The organism is Polaribacter sp. 11A2H (assembly GCF_011379025.1).
GTDB lineage: Bacteria > Bacteroidota > Bacteroidia > Flavobacteriales > Flavobacteriaceae > Polaribacter.
Window position 1 is genome coordinate 343,180 of record NZ_WTLD01000004.1, and the last position, 21,955, is coordinate 365,134.

Sequence of the window (21,955 nt, forward strand, 5' to 3'; positions counted from 1 at the left end):
AAAGACTAAACTTTTATCAGAATTTGGTGTTATACCTTTTAAAAATAAAATCAATTTTAAAATCATTTACAGAAACGATTGCTTTTAAACGTTTAAATTATTGTTTTATTATTGTATTCTTAAAAAACTAAATTATAGCTTTGTAAGACGTGTAATTGTCTTTAAATTTGCTTAATACTATTGTATAATTATTGGTGTAATAGCATATGAATAAGATAAAATTATTATTTTTAATTTCCTTTTTTACACTTTTAAGTAATAACATATCGGCTCAAGAAATTGTTAGTTCAGTAGTATTTAATATCGAGAAGAATATACCTATTAATGATGTTTCTGTTCAGGTTTTAAATACAGAATTAGGTACTTACACAGATACAAAAGGTTTCTTTTCTTTTGATAATTTACCAGAAGGAAGCATATTAGTCTTTTCTAAAATAGGGTTTACTACTTTAAGGTTAAGTATTAATTCTGTAACAAGAACTGTTTATCTATCTCCAAAGGTTAGTATGCTAAAGGAAATAATAATTAGAAGTTTCTCTAGTAGTCAATTAAATAAAATAGTACCAGATCAAATTTACTTTTCTAAAAAAGATATAGAAAGGCTTCCCTTTATATTAGGAGAAAAAGATGTAATTAAATTAATACAATATACGCCAGGTGTTCAACAAGCTGCTGAAGGTCAATCTGGTTTTCTAGTGAGAGGAGGTAATGGAAGTATGAATTTAACTTTGTTAGATAATATGTATTTACATAATACATCTCATTTAGGAGGCTTGTTTTCTACCATAAATTCAGACTTTGTCCATTCATTAGAGTTTTCTAAAGCAGGTTTTGATGCAGGTTATGGTGGGCGATTATCTTCTGTTACAGATATAAAAACTTTAAAACAACCAGATAGCACTCACTTTGAAGGAAGTTTAGGATTGTTGTCTACAAAACTAACAGGTAACATTAAGATTAATAAAAAACATAGTTTGTTAATTTCTGGAAGAAGAACCTATCTAGAAGTTTTTAAACCTTTCTTTGGTGATGATACTTCTATTCTTGGTAAAAAGAAAAATTATTTTTTATATGATTTTTTAACAAAGCACAGTTTTAAACTATCAGATAAAAGTGAGATAGAAACTACACTTTATATAACGAGTGATAATTTTAGAGATCAAACCAAAGGTAGAAATAGAAAATTACAATGGGGCAATTCTTTATTAGGCACAACTTTTAAACATCAGTTTTCGTCTAGTTTAAGTTCTCAAACCACAGTATCTAATAGTTTTTATAAGTTTTCTTTTGGAGACAATGATTTTCCTTTTGATTATAGTGCAGAAAGTACTTTTAATGTATTTAGCTTAAAACATTATTTTTTGTTAGACAAACCATCGTATTTATTAAAATTAGGAACAGAGTACAATAAGAATAACATATTACCTAAAGATGTAAAAGCACGTATAGATGATTCTCCTTTAGAAATTTTAAATCAAGAAAAATATAAGTATGATGATGTGAGTTTATATGGGGATTTGGCATTTTCTGTATCCTCAAAATTAAAAGCTAAAACAGGGCTAAGGTTAACTTCTTTTTTTACTTATAAAAATGCTTTAGTTGGTAAAGAAACCTTTTTTAGTATTGAGCCAAGGGCAAGTTTAAAATATGAGTATAAAGAAAACCAAGCTTTTAAATTAAGCTACCAAAGGTTAAGTCAGTTTGTGCACCAAGCATCTATAAACTTTAGTTTGCCAGCAGATTTTTTTGTGGTAAGTACTAAAAATATAAAACCACAGGTAGTAAATCAATTTAGCTTAGGATATGCTTACGAAACAAATGGATTGCAATTAAACAGTGCTGTTTATTTTAAAAACGTTTCTAACTATACTGAGTTTAGAAATGGCTCTGTAAATAATCTATTTTCTAATGATATTTATAGAGATATACTTGTTGGTAAATTTAATTCTTACGGTTTTGAAGTTAGTCTAAATAAAAAAATAAATAATTTTATAGCGCAAACATCACTTACCTTATCTAAAACGTTAGCTAAATTTGAAGATATAAATCAAGGGAATTATTTTCCTACAACTTTTGATAGACCTATAAATATAAATACCATTATGCATTATAGGTTAAATAATAAGTTTGAATTTGGTGCTTTATTCTTACTTACTAGTGGACAAAACTATACAAGACCTAGAGATATAAGAATTATAAACGAAAGACCGATACTTAATTTTGAGTCTAAAAATGCATCTCGATTTCCTAGTTATCATAGGTTAGATTTATCTTGTACCTATTCTTTTAAAAATAAAGGAAAATGGAAATCTAAATTAAATTTAACGTTGTATAACGTGTATAATAATAGTAATCCTTTTCAGATTTCTTATAATACAGAAGGGAATGTAGATGATTCATTTATAGAAATTACAGAAAAAAGAGATAATTTGTTTCCTTTTTTACCAACTCTAAATTGGTTGTTTTCATTTTAAATAAAGTGCGTTATGAAAAAAATAATATTTTTATCCTTTTTACTATGTAGCTGTTTAAATACTGAAACAGACATTTTGTCTTCGGATAAACTTACAGTAGAAGGACAAATAGAAGAAGGCAAATTTGCCAGAATAAGTTTAACAAATAGTTTACAATTTAAAGGTATTATTGATTCTGTAGAAGTAGCGAAATCTATTGAATCTAAAGCAAAAGTGGTGCTGTCTAACGGAGAAGTATCAGAAATATTAACTTTAAAGAAAGATGAATCTCGTTTCCCTTTTTTATATTATAGAAGTAATTTAATAAAAGGAGAAATAGGTAAAACGTATGATCTATCTATACAGATTAGAGGTAAGGAATTTGTATCTAAAACAAGTGTGCCTAAAAAAGCCGCGGTATTAAATGTTGAGTTTTTAGACTGGAAAGAAGATGGAATTGTATATCCAGATTTTAAAGACATAAAATTAACTATTAATAACAGTAATTTAGAGCAGAAATATTTTAAGATTTTTATTAAGAATGAAAAAGAAGAAAAGTTTGAACTGGCAATACCTTTTATTTTTAGCACAGAAAACATTGCAACAGAAACGTTTCCTTTAATTGTAAGTTATATAAAAACAGATAAAGAAGGAGAAAATGAAAATAAGATTAGAATAAATGATGTAATTGAAATACAGCTTATTTCTATTACAAAAGACCAATTTTATTTTTGGAAATCTGTAGAAGGAGATCAAACAAGTATTTTAGAAAATGCGTCTTATGCTAATGAAGTGGTTACTAATATTAGTAATGGTGCTTTTGGTTATTGGTCTGGGGAAAATATATCAAGTTTTAAATTTAAGGTTCCTGAATAAAAAAAGGCCACCTTTATAGGTGACCTTTTAAATTTATATTTATTTTTTCGTTTAGATGTCTCCTAAAAGGCTCTCGTATGCATCAAATACAGCATCAAACTTGTCTTCTATACTTGTAAAAGACCCATCAAAATAAGTATCAAAGTCATTTGTTGTACCGTCTTCAAATAAGAATCTTGCATTTACAATATCCTCATCTTTGTAAAATTGACTTTTAGCAACATATTTATTATTAATACTCAATTCTGCACTTGTATTGCTATTTAATAATACAAGTTGTTGGTCTACACTTAATTCGCTATCAGAATCAAAACCAGCATCATTTGCTTTTAGAGTTAATGCAGCATTTAAAAATTGAAAAGAATATGTTACATTATCAACAATATCTTCAATGTTACCATCTAGCTCATCGTTAAAGTTACCATTCGTCGTTAAATCATATCCCAATATAACATCATCACCAAGCTTAAAACTTAATGCTTGTTTTATCGATTTATTATTAGAGTTAGTATAAGTTGTTACAAATGAAAAAGCTCCAATACTAGTTGTATTGTTAATTGCAGTTGGTATTAATTGACCATTCTTAAAAGTAGCTGTGTAATTCTGAGAGAATACTGTAGTACCATTTAATTTAAGATTTGCTTTAGCCAAAGTAGGTAATTCTTCGTCGTTATTGCTTCCTACAAAAGTAGTCGTAAAGTCCGTAAAACTAAATTCCGCATTTTCCCCATCATTATATGCTACATTATAGATAATATCATCACTATTTCCTGTTTTATCAAAATCTTCAGTTTCTGCATTCCAAGTATAGATTCCCTTTTCATTATTAAAGTCATCAATAAGTGATGTTTCAGCAATAATTGCTACTGCTTGTTTTGCGTTAAAAGCTGTAAGTCCGTTTGTTGTAGTTTCTATGTTTGCTATATTAGAGATTGTTTTTAATGCGGTATTTTTAAAACTTTTATTTTTTACACTATTGTCTGCATTTAAATACTCAGCTAATTCAATGATATCGTTTAAAGCATTGTCGTTTTTAAAACTCTCTACTTTATTTAATAATTCTATAGTATTATCTTCTAATTGTGTTTTTCCTTCTTCAACACTTAGAGAACCAGAAATCTTTATAGAATCATCATTGTCATTGCTTTCACAAGATGTATTAATAAATAATGTAGCACATAGTACTGTTAATAGATAAATTTTTTTCATATTATTTTTTTTAAAATTTAGCCGCTAAATTAATACTTTTATTATAATTTATAATAGAAGCATCATTGTTATTCTTTTATTTTTTCTGAATAATACCTCTCAAAAATAAAATTAATTTTAAAATCATTTTTAGATATAATTGCTTTTAAATGCCATTTTTCTATAATATATTTTATGGTTTTTGGAAATTCGTTTTTAGGATTGTTCGCAAACAAAAGAAGAGTCCGTTTGTTGTGTTAATTTGAAAAATGTAGCAATGTCATTTATGCCTTCCTCTTTTAAAAATAATGTATCTTTTAGCTTAATAAAACTTAAGTTTTCTTTAAAAATAGTATCGTTATCTTTTAAAGTATAACTTAAATCCTTAAGGTTTGTATTCCAAGATTCATAAGTAGTATTGCTTTCTTTTTCGTTTATACGAATCCAATCTCCAATTAGAAAATTTGGGCTAAGCGTAGTAGGTTTTTCTTACTGACAAGAAGTGATTCATAAAAAAGAAAAGGCTATAAAGAGTAATTTTATAAAAATAGTTTGCTTTGTTTAAATATACCTATAAAAATTGTAAATTCGCATTCCAAGAAAAGACAGAAGATGTTAGATAAATTAAGAATTGTTAAGCAGCGTTATGATGAAGTTTCTGATTTAATTATTCAGCCAGAAATCATCATGGATCAAAAGCGTTATGCGCAATTGATGAAAGAATATAAAGATTTAGGTGATGTTGTAAAAAAAGGAGATGAATATCAAACCTTAACAAACAATATAGAGGAAGCAAAAGAAATACTTTCTGATGGTTCTGATGCCGAAATGAATGAAATGGCGAAGATGGAAATCGAAGAAGCCAATATTAGAATTCCGCAATTAGAAGATGAAATAAAAGTTTTATTAATACCTAAAGATCCAGAAGACTCTAAGAATGCAGTTGTAGAATTACGTGCAGGTGCAGGTGGAGATGAAGCAAGTATTTTTGCTGGAGATTTATTTAGAATGTACACAAAATATTGTGAAAGTAGAGGCTGGAAAGTTTCTACCGTAGATTATTCTGAAGGTACCAATGGTGGTTTTAAAGAAATTCAGTTTGAAGTTACAGGAAATGATGTTTATGGAATCTTAAAGTTTGAAGCTGGTGTGCATCGTGTACAAAGAGTTCCACAAACAGAAACACAAGGTCGTGTACATACTTCTGCAGCTACTTGTATGGTTTTTCCGGAAGCAGAAGAATTTGATGTTGAAATTAACCCCAAAGAAGTTCGTATAGATTTTTTCTGTTCTTCTGGTCCTGGTGGTCAATCTGTAAATACTACGTATTCTGCAGTTCGTTTAACACACCTTCCAACTGGTTTAGTTGCACAATGTCAAGATCAAAAATCGCAACATAAAAACAAAGAAAAAGCATTTAAAGTGTTACGTTCTCGTTTGTATGATATGGAATTGGCTAAGAAGAATGCAGAAGACGCTTTAAAACGTGGTTCTATGGTTTCTTCTGGAGATAGAAGTGCTAAGATTAGAACTTATAACTATGCACAAGGTAGAGTTACAGACCATAGAATTGGTTTGTCTTTATATGATTTACCAAATATTGTAAATGGAGATATTCAGAAAATTATTGATGAATTGATGTTAGCTGAAAATACTCAAAAATTAAAAGGATTAAGTGACGGAATATAGTTTTCCTAATATTTATAATAAAAACCTTAAAACATTGTTTTGAGGTTTTTTTTTGTTCAAAAAAGAAAAGCGATTATAGTTTAGATAAACTATAAATCGCTTTTTTTTCATTCAAATAATTAAGAAATCTTAAGCAACTTTTATTTAGCTTAGGGGGAAGATTACTTATGCTACAAATATATACGGATAACAGAAACCCCACAATACCCATTTATGGGGTAATTTCACTTCACCGTTTTCGGTGAGTTAGTTCACCAGAAATGGTGATGATAAATTTACTGGTAAAGAGATATTACTGATAATAGTTTATTGCTTTTATTATAGAATATCCGTTTGTTGGGAACAATTATTTTATTTGTGAAATATGATATTATTTATATGGCACAAAAAAAAGCGATCATAGTTTAGAAAAACTATATATCGCTTCTTTTTCATTCAATTACTTAAGAAATCTTAAACAATTTTTATTTTGTTTAGGGGGAAGATTACTAATACTTCAAATATACACTTGTAATTTAGACTTTACAATACCCATTTATGGGGTATTTTTATCTCACTGTTTTCAGGTAGTGATCTCACTGAAAACAGTGAGATGAAATTTTTAGTCGTAAATAAATGTGGCAGATAATTTTTTTTTACATGAATATTTATATAAAATTCTAAAAAATAGCACTGCTTTAGTTTTTTTAGAATATCCTTTTAAAGGGTGAATTCATGAAATCTAAAATATTGGTAAGATTATTATAATAAAAAAAGCGATTATAGTTTAGATAAACTATTAATCGCTTTTTGTGTAATTTAAATACTAAAGAAATCTTAAACAAATTATATCTTGCTTGGGGAAAAGATTACTTACGTTACAAATTTACACTAGTAATTTAGACTTTACAATACCCATTTATGGGGTATTTTCATCTCACTGTTTTCAGGTAGTTACCTCACTAAAAACAGTGCTATAAAATTTATTTTCCTAATAAATGTAATTCTGTAAATTCTTTATCTAAAAGTATAGATTGAGTATTTCCAGAGATTACTCGATCTATATTTGTTTCAACATTATCTATTTGAATAGAAGTAATTTTAAAAGGTAAATTATGGAATACAATATTAAACTTGCTATAACCTGCGTTAAAATCACCACGTTTATGTTGTTGTATAATTAATTCTTCTTTTTTTCCTGTTACTTTAAAAGTACGTAGACTAAACCTTCCTTTTTTATAATCATAGCCATCATGAGCATCATCGTATAATTGTGAAGATTCTTTACCTTCCTTATAATAAAGATCTAAAGTAATTTCATCAAATTCTATCTCATCAACATATTGTTGTACAGGGTATTTTGGTATTACTGCACCCTCTTTAATAAAAATAGGCATGCTATCTATGTCTGCATCTACCCAAATTTCCTTACCACCAACTATAAGTTCATTTGTCCAGAAGTTATACCATTTACCTCTAGGTATGTACATTCTTCTACCTTTAGCGTTTGGTTCTTGTATTGGGCAAACTAAAATTTGTTCACCATAAACAAATTCATCACTTCTATGATGTGTAGCGGTATCTTCTTGGTCGTATAAAACTAACGATTTTAAAATAGGTGTTCCGTCATTAATATAATTCCAGAAACAAGTATATAAATAAGGTAATAATTGGTATCTAAGTTCCACAAATTTTCTTACGATATCTGTAACTTCATCTCCAAATACCCAAGGTTCTTGATCTCCATGATCTCCAGAAGAGTGTACTCTACAAAAAGCATGAAATACACCTAATTGAATCCAACGGGCAAAAAGTTCTCCTTGTGGCTGTTCTGCAAATCCACCAATATCAGATCCTGCAAAAGAAAAACCAGACATAGACATTCTCTGTGCTTGATTGTTTGCAATTGCTAAATGCTCCCAAGTTGCAACGTTATCTCCCATCCAAGTAGAAGTATATCTTTGCGCACCAGAATATGCAGATCTTGTAATTACAAAAGGTCTTTTCGGATATGCGTATTTCTTTAAACCGTGGTAGGTTGCACGTGCCATTTGGGTTCCATAAATATTATGTGCTTTTCTATGAGAACAAGGATTTCCATCATAATCATGACGAACATCATCTGGAAAAGATTTGTTAGGAACATCCATTACAGCTGGCTCATTCATATCATTCCAAACTCCTTTAACACCAAAGTCTTCAATTAGTTCTTTAAATAAACCAGACCACCATTCTCTTACTTCTGGTTTTGTATAATCTGGAAAATAACATTCACCAGGCCATACCTTACCTTTCATATAAGGACCATCGGCACGTTTACAGAAATAATCTTTATCTAATGCCTCTTTAAAAACATCGTATTCTAAATCTATTTTAATTCCTGGATCTATAATTACTACGGTTTTAAAACCGTCTTCTTCTAATTCTCTAACCATTCTTTTAGGATCTGGAAAATGGTTTTTATCCCAAGTAAAACAACGGAAACCATCCATATAATCAATGTCTAAATAAATAGCATCACATGGTATTTTTAAATCTCTAAAAGTATTTGTAACTTCTTTTACGTTACTTTCTGGAAAATAACTCCATTTACATTGATGAAATCCTAAAGCCCATAATGGAGGTAAAGCATGAGGTTTACCTGTTAAGTCTGTGTAGTTTTTAACTACATCTTCCATTTTAGGTCCGTAGATAAAATAATAATTCATTTCACCACCTTGTGCCCAAAAACTTGCTACATTTCTTCTTTCATGTGCAAAATCGAAATGTGATTTAAAAGTATTGTCAAAGAAAATTCCATAAGATTTATCACCTTGTATAGCGGTATAAAAAGGAATTGCTTTATAAATAGGATCTGTATCTTTACCAAAAGCATATGAATCTGTTGCGTAGTTTTCAAAACGTTTTCCTTTTAAGTTAACGTCTACTGGTTTATCACCTAAACCATAGAAACTTTCTGATCTTTGGCAAGTCTTACTCATTTTTACAATGTCTCCACCATATTCATAACTTTCTTCCCAATGAAAACCAATTTCATCTTCGTTTATTAACTTTAGATCTACAGCATCAAAAAGTTTAACTTGTAAACTGCTTTTTTCTATTTTACAGATTAATTTGGAAGTTGTTACAACATAGTGAGTTTCATCTTCCGTTACGTCTAAAAAGTCATACCCTCTAGATGCGTGAATTGTAACTCCGTAAGAAAAATCGTTTTCAAATTTACCTGTTGTAGAGTATCTAAATCTTATTACACTGTCTCTTACTACAGTAAGTTGTAAAATTACATTGTTCTTTGTAGTAAAATATAATGTGTCTACATCTTTCTTGTAGCTCACTATTTCTGTTGGAAATAAGTTTCCTTTTTGTTCTAACTCTGTATTAACAATCATAATTTTGGTTGTTTATTGTGCTTATAAAAATCGTAATTATTTGTAAAAGAGCATTATGGAATACTTTTTTTCTACGATAATGGATTGGTTTAATTAAGACGCAAAAATATTGCTTATTTAATTAAATATAATTAGATTATATTTTCTTTTTAAAAATGATGGTATTTTTCTTAATGTCTTAAAAATCAGGTTTTTTATTATGAAGTTAAAAAAAATATTCCTCTTTTTTTATCAGAATAATAGAATGATAATAAAAGAGGATTTACATTTTAAATTTATTTGTACTTGTAAGCAATCATTCCTAACGGAGGTAAATTTAATTCTATAGAATTGTTTCTATTATTCCATACTTTTTCTTCTGAAGTTAACTTTTTGTTCGTAAAGTTTCCAGTACCGTTATATTTGGTCTCATCACTATTAAAAATTGGTTTTAAAGTTCCAGATTTTGGTAACCCTATTCTATAGTTTTCTCTAGGAACTGGAGTTAAGTTTAAGATAACAATTATATTATCTTTTTCATTTTCTCCTTTTCTTATATAAGACATAACAGAATTTTCATGATCTCCGTGATCTATCCATTCAAAACCCTCAGGAGAAAATTGTTTTTCATGTAAAGCAGGTTCTTTTTTGTATAATTTATTTAAGTCTTTTACTAAATTCTGTGCGCCTTTATGCACACCATATTCTAATAAGTGCCAATCTAAACTTCCGTCAAAATCCCATTCGCTTGTTTGTCCAAATTCTGCACCTTGAAACAATAATTTTGTTCCTGGGTGTGTGTACATCAAACTATATAACATTCTTAAGTTTGCGAATTTTTGCCATTCATCACCAGGCATTTTATCTACCAAAGCTTTTTTACCATATACTACTTCGTCATGAGATAGAGGTAACATAAAGTTTTCTGTAAATGCATAATTTAAACTGAATGTTAATTCGTTTTGATGATGCTTTCTGTAAATAGGTTCTTTTGCAAAATAATCTAAGGTATCATGCATCCAACCCATCATCCATTTCATACCAAAACCTAAACCTCCATCATAAATGGGTTTAGATACTTTAGGGAATGATGTAGACTCTTCTGCAATAGTTTGTACATCTGGGAAAGACTCATAGACAGCTGCATTCATCTCTTTAATAAAGTTGATTGCATCTAAATTTTCTCTTCCACCAAATTCATTTGGTTCCCATTCTCCTTCTTCTCTAGAGTAATCTAAGAATAACATAGAGGCAACTGCATCTACTCTTAAACCATCTGCATGGTATTGGTCTAACCAGAAAATAGCATTACTAATTAGAAATGATTTTATTTCGTTTCTTCCGTAGTTAAAAATTAAACTTTTCCAATCTTGGTGATATCCTTTTCTTCTATCTGGGTGCTCATATAAATGAGAGCCATCAAAGAAACCTAATCCGTGGTCGTCTGAAGGAAAGTGAGAAGGAACCCAGTCTAATAAAACTCCAATTCCTTTTTCGTGGAATTTATCTACTAAATATTTAAATTCATCTGGATAGCCAAAACGAGATGTTGGTGCAAAATAACCGGTTAATTGATACCCCCAACTTGGATCATACGGAAATTCCATAATTGGCATAAATTCTACATGTGTAAAATTCATTTCTGCAACATAATTAACTAATTCTTCTGCTAATTCATTATAACTTAAAAAGCGTCCTTCCTCAATTTGCTTTTTCCAAGAACCTAAATGGACTTCATAAACAGAAAAAGGTGCATCTAATGCATTATTTTTCTTTCTATTTTTCATCCATTTTTTATCATTCCAAGCATAGTCATCTTCCCAAACTTCTGAAGCTGTTTTTGGTGGATGCTCGCATCTTCTTGCAAAAGGATCCGCTTTTTCTGTAGTTATATCGTTATTAGTACTTCTAATTTTATATTTATAAATTGTTCCTTTACCAATATTGGGAATAAAACCTTCCCAGATACCACTTCCGTCCCAACGTACATTTAAGTGATGCTCTCCTTCTAACCAAAAATTAAAATCTCCAATTACTGAGACTGATTTTGCGCTTGGAGCCCAAACGGCAAAATAAGTTCCTATTACACCATCTACAGTAATAATGTGCGAACCAAATTTTTCGTATAAACGATAATGTTTACCCGCCTGAAAAAGATTAATATCAAATTCTGTAAAAAGACTGTGTACTTTTGTTTGTGCCATAGTTTTATGAGTTCAAGAAAGACCTTTAAAAAAAGGTGCTTTTTGTTTACTTATTAATTTTAAAGATATGAAATGGAAGCGTGGCATGTAATTCTACATAATTCCACTCATTATACCAATTGTAGCAATTTTTAGTTACTAAATCTTCTACCTCAATTTTCTGACCATGATTTATTTTTAAGGCTTGCAGTGGTAATTGAATAGAACCAGATTGTGAATTATAAGCATCTAAACTAATCACTGTTATTGTTTCATTAGTTCTTTGATCATTCCATTTATAAAAAGCTATAATTTGATCATTACCAGTTTCTAAAAATTGAATATTATTTGTTTGTTGATAAGATTCTTGTTCTTTTCTAATATGATTAATTTTAGAAATTAAAGTAGTTACTTTATTTTCTTTAAACCAATCATAATTACAAAGTTGAAATTTTTCTGACATATAATACTCTTCCTTACCAGGAATCGGATCACTGATCATTTGTTCAAAAACGGGTCCGTAAATACCAACATTAGAACTTAAAGTTGCAGCTAAAGCATAACGCTGTAGGTACTTACTTTCTGGAGCTCCTTGTAAATGATAAGGATTAATATCTGGTGTGTTTGGCCAGAAATTAGGTCTCATATATTCCTTTTGTTCCGTTTTAGTTAATTCATTCATATACTCGATTAATTCGTGTTTAGAATTTCGCCAAGTAAAATAAGTATAAGATTGTGTATAACCTTGCTTTGCTAGTTGTTGCATTACCTTTGGTCTAGTAAATGCTTCTGCTAAAAATAGCACATCTGGATGTTGTTTTTTTACTTCAGCAATAATCCAACCCCAAAAGAAGTATGGTTTTGTATGTGGGTTATCTACTCTAAAAACATTAATTCCACAGTCTATCCAATATAATAAGGTGTCTAAACATTCTTTCCAAAGATTTTTAAAGTCTTTACTTTCCCAATAAATTGGAAGAATATCTTGGTATTTTTTAGGTGGATTTTCAGCATACTGTACAGTTCCGTCTGGTCTCCATTTAAACCAATCTGGATGCTCCTTTACCCATGGGTGATCTGGTGCTGCCTGCAAAGCATAATCCATTGCCACTTCAATACCTAATTCTTTGGCCTTAGCAACTAAGTTTTTAAAGTCTTCTAAAGAACCTAATTCTGGGTGTAAGTCTTTATGTCCACCATGTTTAGAACCAATTCCCCAAGTAGAACCAACATCGCCATCTTGTGCAACAGTAGTATTGTTTTTACCTTTTCTATTTACCTCTCCAATTGGGTGAACAGGAGGGAAGTATAAAGTATCAAACCCCATTTGGGCAACTTTAGGTAATAATCTGTGGCAATCATTAAAAGTACCATGTTTACCTTCTTGCTCAGAAGCAGAACGTGGAAAGAATTCATACCAAGTACTAAATCTTGCTTTTAGTCTATCTACATATACTTTATATTCAGGAGAAGTCTCTATTAAAAGTTTCTCTGGATATTTTTTAAAAATTTCAGTTAATCTTTTAGAGACAGCTTCTTTTACAGCTTCAGTATAGTTTTCATTATTTTTAAAAATGAATATAAGGTGCAGTAAGTAATTTTTATCTTCAGAAGAAACTTTGTATAGAATTGTAGCTAAAAGTTCTGCTCCTTCTAAAAGCTCTGAACTTACATGTTGAGAATCATCTATTTTTCTTCCTAAACCATGTTGCCAATTTAAGGCATAATCTACCCAACCTTCAATTTTATATGAATAATAACCTTGTTTTGATGTTTGAAAAATTGCTAAATATTCATCATTAAATGTTGGTGTCATTCTAATTTGAGACCATTTATTATCTTTTTCATGTTTGAATAATAAATTAGCCTGAAGTACATCATGACCATCAACTAAAACATCTGCAGTTACATTTACAATTTCATCTACAACACGTTTAATATCTACTGTTCCTTGGTTTATTTGTGGAGCAATATTTTCTATTACAATTCTACTTTGATTTTGCATTAATTTTGTTAAGTTTAAATAATAAAAAAGTAAAAGTTTTTCTTATCCTATAATGGTTCCTTTAGCTATGGTAGCTTCTTTTTTAATTACTACAATTCCTTCTTTAACCATGTAGGTGTCGGTTTCTATGTTAGCAATATGTTTACCTCCATTAATTCTAACATCATCACCAATTCTACAGTTTTTATCTATAATACAGTTATGAATATAGCATCTGTCTCCGATACCCATCATAATATCAATATTGTTTTCTGCTATTTCTTCTAAAGTTTCATAAGAATCATTACCCATCATGTAGGTATTGGATATTAGAGAATTTTTTCCAATTCTAGAACGAATACCAATAACAGATCTTTCTATTTTTTCTGCGTGAATTAAGCAACCATCTCCAATTACAGCTTTATTTAAAATAGAACCAGCAATTTTAGAAGTTGGTAATATTCTTGGTCTTGTATAAATACCTTTATTATCGTATAAATTAAATTTAGGAACATCATCTGTTAACCCTAAATTAGCCTCAAAGAAAGAGTCTATATTACCAATATCTGTCCAATATCCTTCATATTGATAACTTAATGTTTTATGTTTATCAATTGCTTGAGGAATGATTTCCTTACCAAAATCATTGGTATCTGGATTACTCATTAATTCTATTAATAATTCTCTATTAAAAATATAGATCCCCATAGAAGCTAAGTAGTCTCTACCTTGTGCTTTCATTTCATCACCAACATCAGATGTCCAGTCTGGTAATAATTCAGCAGCTGGTTTTTCTATGAATGAAGTAATTATATTTTCTTCGTTCGTTTTTAAAAGTCCAAATTCTGTAGCATCTTTAGCATTAACAGGGTAAGTAGCAATAGAAATTTTTGCACCACTTTCTTCATGTTTTTTAATCATATCATTAAAATCCATCTGATACAATTGATCTCCAGAAAGTATTAAAGCGTACTCAAAGTCATTTGCTAAGAAATGTAGCATACTTTGTCTTACCGCATCTGCAGTTCCTTGAAACCATTTATCGCTAAGAATAGTTTGTTCTGCCGCAAGTACATCTACAAAAGCTTCACTAAAAAAGCTAAAATGATAAGTGTTTTTAATATGTTTATTTAAAGAAGCAGAATTAAATTGAGTTAGTACGTACATTCTTTTAATATCAGAATTGATACAGTTAGAAATAGGTATATCAACCAATCTATATTTACCCGCAATTGGTACTGCTGGTTTAGATCTATCCTTTGTTAGTGGGTATAATCTAGATCCTTGTCCTCCTCCTAAAATAATTCCTAATACTTTGTCATTTATCATTACGTTATTTTTTTAGTGTTTTATATAATTCTTCTACTTGCTTAGCTATTGATATCCAATCAAAATGTTCTTCTACTCTTTTTCGTCCTTTTTGAGCCATTTGTTCTCTTAATTCAGGATTGCTAATAACCTTATTAACTCCATCTGCTAAGTCTCTAGCAAATTTATCTGGGTTTATGGGTTCAAAAGGAGCAGCATCTTGCTGTTCTACTGGTATTAGAAAACCTGTTTCTCCATGAACAACAACTTCTTTAATGCCACCAACAGCACTAGCTACAACGGCTGTATTACAAGCCATCGCTTCTATATTTATAATACCAAAAGGTTCGTAAATAGATGGACAACAAAATACGTCTGCATGAGAATATAATTGAATAATTTCTTCTTTGGTTACCATTTTATCAATCCAGATTACATTTTTACGGGTTTTTTTAACCTCGTTAACAGCATCTTTCATTTCCGTACCAATTTCTGGAGTATCTGGTGCACCAGCACAAAGTACTATTTGAGTATCTGGATCTATATATTTTATAGCATTTACTAGATGAATAATTCCTTTTTGTCTGGTTATTCTCCCTACAAAAAGTACATAAGGTTTGCTTTTATCTACTCCATATTCATATAGAGTATCGGTTTTGGTAGTAGTAATGTATTGTTGTAAGTTAATACCATTGTAGATAACCTTTATTTTAGATTCATCTACATTAAAATGTTTTAAGACATCTTGTTTTGTTTCTTCAGAAACCGCAATTAAAGCATCTGCCATTTCAATGGCTGTTTTTTCTATCCAAGAAGAAGCATCGTAACCACGACCTAATTGTTCCCTTTTCCAGGGTCTTAATGGCTCTAAAGAGTGTGTAGTAATTACTAAAGGGATACCGTAGCAAAGTTTAGCTACAATCCCTGCAAAGTGTGAATACCAAGTATGGCAATGTACAATATCTGCATCTATAGGGTCTGCATTCATATGCAGCCCTGTACTTAAAGTTTTAAAGATCGCTTTAAGCTTATCGTCTGAATTGTCGAAAATTGGGTTTTCATACGGAAAACCCTTTACAGTTGGGTTGTTGGTACTGTCGTCCTGATCTCCAAAACACCTAACTTCTACAGGCATTAGCTTGGCTAATTCTGCTGCAAGATATTCCACATGAACACCAGCACCACCATATACATAAGGAGGATATTCTCTAGTATAAAAAAGGGCTTTCATAAAATTTTAGTAATTAAGTTTGTTTAGTTTTTTTTAGAAATCCTAAGTTAACAAAATACTATTTAATGGACTAAATAATTGAGTGGATTTTTATTTCAGTCGCAAATATTATGAAAATGATAATTTTAAGGTATTAATTAAGTAGCTTTCTATAAAATTATCATAGATTTTATAGTTTATGTTTAATTAATGAGTTTTTTTACATATAAATTAACTATTTCTCTGTTTGTTTATTTCATCTTGTAATTGTCTTCTAAGTTTTTGCTCCTTGTCTAATGTGTTTTTTCTGTGTTTTTCAAACTCCTCTTCTATCTCAGCTAAATTATCTTTAGCCTCTTTTGTTAGTACATTACTTTTAGAAAATTTAAAAATAAAATAAGATAGTGCCAAAAGTAATCCAATTACAATACTCCAAAGGATAAGATTATAAGTTACTTTACTTAATTGAAGACCTGCAACAGAAATAGAATTTTCTTTAATTAAAGCAGCCTCTAAGTCTAATTGTGTTTTAGAAAGAAGAATCTTATTTTTTTCAATATTCTCTTTTTCTGCTTTTAATAATACATCTTTCTCAGAAATTATCTTTTTAGAAGATTTAAGAGAGTCTAAAACATTAGACTTTAAGTTTACATAGCTGTCTTTGCTTATTACTTTATATACCTGGTATGTGGTAGATACTCTATAGATATTATCAAATTGGTTTTCAATAGAGTTTGTTCCTTCTTCTGTTTCTTGTGCAAAAGAAATAGTAGCAGTAAGTAATAGTAAGGTAATTAATAATGATTTCATTGGTTGGTTTTTAATATCTGTAAATTTATAAAAAAAACCCAAACGTTATTGTTTGGGTTTTTATTATAAGCAAGTATTATTATTTATTTTATTTTTTCTACAACTGCCTTAAAAGCGTCTGGGTTGTTAACAGCTAAATCGGCTAAAACCTTACGGTTTAATTCGATTTGGTTAGCTTTCACTTTCCCCATAAACTGAGAGTAAGACATTCCGTGTAAACGAGCTGCAGCGTTAATACGCACAATCCATAAAGAACGGAAGTTTCTCTTATTGTTTTTACGGTCTCTGTATGCATAAAGCATACCTTTTTCAACTGCATTTTTTGCTACTGTGTAAACGTTTTTTCTACGTCCGAAGTAACCTTTTGCAGCCTTCAAGATTTTTTTTCTTCTTTTTCTTGAGGCTACTGAATTTACTGATCTTGGCATAATTTCAATGTGTTTTGTAGTAGGCGATTCAATTAAGAATACTTTTTATTTTTGGCCTAGCTCCATGGTTAATAATTAAATTCCCTAGTTAAACTTATTTCAAGTTTAACATTTGCTTAATGTTAGACTCATCGGCTTTATGAACTAAACCGTCATGAGTTAACCTTAATTTACGTTTTTTAGACTTCTTTGTTAAGATGTGACTTTTAAACGCGTGCTTTCTTTTGATTTTCCCAGTACCAGTAACTTTAAATCGTTTTTTGGCGCTAGATTTGGTTTTCATTTTAGGCATCTCTCCTTCGTTTTTAACTTGCTTATTATCTTTAGTATTAAAGTTATTAGTCCAAAAAGTTTTAAAGTTAAGTAATACCTAACTTTAAAATCTCTAAGAAGCTTTAAACTTTAAAAACTCTTTTTATTTTAGTTTTTTAGGAGCAATAAACATAATCATACGTTTACCTTCTAATTTTGGTAACTGTTCTACTTTACCATACTCTTCTAACTCTTGGGCTAATTTTAATAATAAAATTTGACCTTGTTCTTTAAATATAATAGAACGCCCTTTAAAGAATACAAATGCTTTTAATTTAGCACCTTCTTGTAAGAACTTAAGAGCATGTTTCTTTTTAAATTCATAATCATGCTCATCAGTTTGAGGTCCAAAACGTATTTCTTTAATCGTCACTTTTGTAGCTTTCGATTTTAAAACTTTTTCACGTTTTTTCTGCTCATACAAGTACTTCTTGTAATCAATAATTTTACAAACAGGTGGCTTAGCTTTTGGTGATATTTCAACCAAATCCAATTCCTGTTCTCTGGCTAATTCTTTAGCTTTATCTAAAGGATATACACCAACTTCTATATTATCGCCCACAAGACGAACTTCGTCAACATATCTTATTTTCTCATTAATTCTATGTTGATCTTCTTTGATTACTCTTAACGGTCTTCTTGACCTGCTTCTACGAATTGCTATGACTTATAAATTTTAAATTTAACTAATGGTTGTTTTCCAACCTTTTTATTTTCTAGATGAATTTCAAAATTAATTAAAATTTCCTCAATGTTTTACTTTCTTCTGCTTTAATTAAAGAAATAAATTCTTCAATTGTAAATGTACCAAGATCACCTTCACCATGTCTTCTTACAGAAACGGTGCCATCTTGTTCTTCTTTTTCACCAACAATTACCATAAATGGTACTTTGCTAACTTCTGCATCTCTAATCTTACGACCAGTTTTCTCACTTCGGTTATCTACCAGGGCGCGAATTTCGGAATTTTCTAACGATTTTAAAACTTTTTCTGAATATTTTTCATATTTATCACTGATTGGCAATAAGATAACCTGATCCGGAGTTAACCAAAGAGGGAAGTTACCACCCGTATGCTCTAGCAATACCGCAATAAAGCGCTCCATAGAACCAAACGGGGCTCTGTGAATCATCACTGGTCTGTGTAGTTGGTTATCGGCTCCTTTATAGGTTAAATCAAAACGTTTTGGTAAATTATAGTCAACTTGTATCGTTCCAAGTTGCCAACTTCTGCCTAAAGCGTCCTTCACCATAAAGTCTAATTTAGGTCCATAAAAGGCAGCTTCACCTTCTTCAATCACAAAATCTAAACCTTTATCTGTAGCAGCGTTAATAATTGCTTGTTCTGCAGCATCCCAAGTTTCAGTATCTCCTATATACTTGTCAGGGTTACTTTTATCTCTAATAGAAACCTGAGCAGTAAAATCTTCAAAACCTAAAGAACCAAAAACATATAAAACTAAATCTATAACATCTTTAAATTCTTGATCTAATTGTTCTGGTGTGCAAAAAATATGCGCATCATCTTGCGTAAAACCTCTAACTCGTGTTAAGCCGTGTAATTCACCACTTTGTTCATATCTGTATACGGTACCAAATTCAGCAAAACGCTTAGGTAAATCTTTATAAGAATAAGGTTTAAAGTTATAAATTTCACAGTGATGTGGGCAATTCATTGGTTTTAATAAAAACTCCTCATCCATTTTAGGTGTTTTTATCGGCTGAAAACTATCCGCACCATATTTTTCATAATGACCAGATGTAACATATAGTTCTTTTTGGCCAATATGTGGAGTCATTACTTCTTCGTAACCAGCTTTTTTTTGTGCAATTTTCAAGAAATCTTGTAAACGATTACGTAAAGCAGTACCATTTGGTAACCATAAAGGTAAACCAGCACCAACTTTCTGAGAAAAAGTAAACAATTCTAATTCCTTTCCTAATTTTCTATGGTCACGTTTTTTAGCCTCTTCTAATAACTCTAAATACTCAGTTAATAACTTTTGTTTCGGGAAACTAATTCCGTAAACACGTGTTAATTGATTATTTTTCTCGTCACCACGCCAATAAGCACCAGCAACACTCATTATTTTAATCGCTTTTATAATCCCTGTATTCGGTATATGACCTCCTCTACATAAATCTGTAAAGTTACTATGGTCACAAAAAGTAATTTCTCCGTCTGTTAAGTTTTCAATCAACTCAACTTTATATTCATTGTTTTCTGCTTTATATAAAGACAAAGCATCTGCTTTAGAAACAGAACGTAAAGAGAATTCATGTTTACCACGAGCAATCTCTAAAAATTTCTTTTCTATGCTAGAAAAATCTTTATCAGAAATAACATCATCACCTAAATCAATATCATAATAGAAACCATTATCAATTGCAGGACCAATAGTTAACTTCGCTTTTGGATAAAAACTTAAAATAGCTTCTGCTAATACGTGCGCAGATGAATGCCAAAAAGCTTTCTTTCCGCCATTGTCATTAAATGTGTATAAAATTAAAGAACCATCCGTGGTTAATGGGGTAGAGGTTTCAATGGTTACGTCGTTAAAATTTGCAGAGATTACATTTCTAGCAAACCCTTCACTAATGCTTTTTGCAACATCCATCGGAGTGCTATTCTTAGCAAACTCCTTAATAGTTCCGTCAGGTAAAGTTATTTTAATCATTTAATGTCTAATATTTGAGAATGCAAAGATATTAGAAAACAATTTTTCACACAATATATATATGTACTTATTAAAGACTAGTTTTTTTTACGGGTGTTCCTGCGCTGAAAAAGCGCAGTCGGGCTTTACACTATATCTTTTTTGGATGTTATTTTCGCTTACGCTTCAATAACATCCAAAAAAGGATGTCGCTTCAATCCCTAACACGAGTATTTGTCAACTTAATTCCCATTTTAGAATTGGTGCCTTATATATAGATGATAAGTAGGTGTATATAAATGCAAATTTTGAAGTAACTTATTATATTGTCAGTTCGAGTGGAGTGGTGAACGATTAAACTCTAAAATAAGGTTATATTTCTCTCAACTAGATATATTGGTTGTTTTTAAGCTATTCCTATATATTTAAAAGAAACCTAACAATTTCGACTTTCGATAAACATGATTTTTGCATTCTTAAAATATATCCACAACTGCTAGATTTACCTGGTTGGGAGGAGCGAAGCAAAACCAACCCTTTCTTCATCTTAATGCTTAATAATCTTTCTTTTTAAAAACACTCTCTTATATATAAGATACAATAGTATTCATATTCAAAGAGTCTCTTGGTAAAAAAAAAATATTTAGCCATTTTTAATATTGTAAATTGTATCAACTATTAGCAAAAGAATGGAACGGTTAGAATGTATAGTGCTTAAAAAGACTTTCTCATAACCAGTGAAGTCTACTTTAATCACACTATTTCTAAGATTCATTCACATTTTATCAAACCTCAAACAACCAAAAGACCTTTTTGAACTAAAATTACCCCTCCAACCAACCTATGATTTCTATGTTTCTATGTGTTAAAAACAAGCATGCACCTCCAAAACCACGACAATTACTAAACCCCAAAAAAAAACCTCAAAAAAACTTCCTTTATAACCCCTTAAGAACAAGCTCGTTAAAACGAGATGTAAAATTAAATTAAAATAAAGGTAAAAAAATAGTTGTTAGATTAAAAATGAGTTGTAAGTTTGCACCCGCTAACAGTAATATCACACAGTTAGCAACGTTCATTGAGGAGTTGTAAGTAAGGTGAGGATTAGTCTTTTATCTAAATAAAATGTCAAAATTTTATTAAAAATAAAATAACAATTTCCTTAGGTTTATAATTAAAAAGAGTTGTATGTTTGCAGTCCGAAATTTTCGGCAAAAACGTTCAGGGTTTTTAGTTTTACAGCAAACAAAAAGAAATAAAAAAAAGTTTATTTTTTTATTGTCAGATTAGAAATAGTTTGTATGTTTGCAGCCGCTAAGAATTACAGCAAAAAACGATCAAAGAAAATTTGGAATGACTCTTAAGAAAGTCAGTTAGTTCGAGTCTAACATTTCTACAAAGTTTTATTTAGGAAGTAACTTTTTAAGTTGCAGATTAAGATTAAAACAAAGTTCATTGAAAATATTGAAATTGACAGCGTAATTAAAGAGTAGAATAACCATGTTTAGAT

The 21,955-nt window shown here is 29.9% G+C and carries 14 protein-coding genes; 3 read left to right on the forward strand and 11 right to left on the reverse strand.

From position 1 onward, the window contains the following. The first annotated feature begins 206 nt into the window (after positions 1-206). Both GQS58_RS07555 and GQS58_RS07560 read left to right on the forward strand, forming a co-directional pair. On the forward strand, positions 207-2,474 hold the full coding sequence (locus GQS58_RS07555; RefSeq protein WP_166384467.1) for a TonB-dependent receptor: 2,268 nt from the start codon (positions 207-209) through the stop codon (positions 2,472-2,474). A gap of 12 nt (positions 2,475-2,486) precedes the next feature. Continuing rightward, entirely contained in the window at positions 2,487-3,329 is an 843-nt protein-coding gene (locus GQS58_RS07560; protein WP_166384469.1) for a DUF4249 family protein, read from the forward strand. A 51-nt stretch (positions 3,330-3,380) separates the two neighbouring features. Here the strand turns inward: GQS58_RS07560 and GQS58_RS07565 are convergent, their stop codons facing one another. After that, positions 3,381-4,538 carry a hypothetical protein gene (locus GQS58_RS07565; protein ID WP_166384471.1) on the reverse strand — a complete coding sequence of 386 codons (1,158 nt, stop codon included), beginning with the start codon at positions 4,536-4,538 and terminating at the stop codon, positions 3,381-3,383. 591 nt (positions 4,539-5,129) lie between these two features. Here GQS58_RS07565 and prfA point away from each other — a divergent pair. Then, on the forward strand, positions 5,130-6,206 hold the full coding sequence (prfA, locus tag GQS58_RS07570) for a peptide chain release factor 1 (protein WP_166384473.1): 1,077 nt from the start codon (positions 5,130-5,132) through the stop codon (positions 6,204-6,206). Positions 6,207-7,168: 962 nt separating this feature from the next. Here prfA and GQS58_RS07575 read toward each other — a convergent pair. The 10 genes from GQS58_RS07575 to thrS all read right to left on the reverse strand — a co-directional run bounded on the left by GQS58_RS07575 (position 7,169) and on the right by thrS (position 20,466). Further along, positions 7,169-9,574: a glycoside hydrolase family 31 protein gene (locus tag GQS58_RS07575; RefSeq protein WP_166384475.1), complete on the reverse strand. Its 2,406-nt coding sequence runs from the start codon at positions 9,572-9,574 to the stop codon at positions 7,169-7,171. Positions 9,575-9,849: 275 nt separating this feature from the next. Beyond that, entirely contained in the window at positions 9,850-11,757 is a 1,908-nt protein-coding gene (glgB, locus tag GQS58_RS07580) for a 1,4-alpha-glucan branching protein GlgB (protein ID WP_166384477.1), read from the reverse strand. A gap of 46 nt (positions 11,758-11,803) precedes the next feature. Then, entirely contained in the window at positions 11,804-13,741 is a 1,938-nt protein-coding gene (locus tag GQS58_RS07585) for an alpha-1,4-glucan--maltose-1-phosphate maltosyltransferase (protein WP_166384479.1), read from the reverse strand. Positions 13,742-13,783: 42 nt separating this feature from the next. Beyond that, positions 13,784-15,049, reverse strand: coding sequence for a glucose-1-phosphate adenylyltransferase (locus GQS58_RS07590; RefSeq protein ID WP_166384481.1), 1,266 nt, complete (start codon positions 15,047-15,049; stop codon positions 13,784-13,786). Positions 15,050-15,053: 4 nt separating this feature from the next. Continuing rightward, positions 15,054-16,259, reverse strand: coding sequence for a glycogen synthase (gene glgA / locus GQS58_RS07595; RefSeq protein ID WP_166384484.1), 1,206 nt, complete (start codon positions 16,257-16,259; stop codon positions 15,054-15,056). Positions 16,260-16,469: 210 nt separating this feature from the next. Further along, complete coding sequence (locus GQS58_RS07600) at positions 16,470-17,048, reverse strand: hypothetical protein (RefSeq protein WP_166384486.1); 579 nt, start codon at positions 17,046-17,048, stop codon at positions 16,470-16,472. Between the two features lie 83 nt (positions 17,049-17,131). Further along, the gene (gene rplT, locus GQS58_RS07605) at positions 17,132-17,476 is read right to left on the reverse strand and encodes a 50S ribosomal protein L20 (RefSeq protein WP_068450935.1); all 345 of its coding nucleotides are present in this window, start codon (positions 17,474-17,476) and stop codon (positions 17,132-17,134) included. 94 nt (positions 17,477-17,570) lie between these two features. Continuing rightward, a complete protein-coding gene (gene rpmI / locus GQS58_RS07610) occupies positions 17,571-17,768 on the reverse strand; it encodes a 50S ribosomal protein L35 (RefSeq protein WP_166384488.1) in 198 nt (65 codons plus the stop codon). A gap of 123 nt (positions 17,769-17,891) precedes the next feature. Next, positions 17,892-18,410: a translation initiation factor IF-3 gene (gene infC, locus GQS58_RS07615; RefSeq protein ID WP_166384504.1), complete on the reverse strand. Its 519-nt coding sequence runs from the start codon at positions 18,408-18,410 to the stop codon at positions 17,892-17,894. Positions 18,411-18,525: 115 nt separating this feature from the next. Beyond that, the gene (thrS, locus tag GQS58_RS07620; protein WP_166384490.1) at positions 18,526-20,466 is read right to left on the reverse strand and encodes a threonine--tRNA ligase; all 1,941 of its coding nucleotides are present in this window, start codon (positions 20,464-20,466) and stop codon (positions 18,526-18,528) included. Positions 20,467-21,955 lie beyond the last annotated feature (1,489 nt).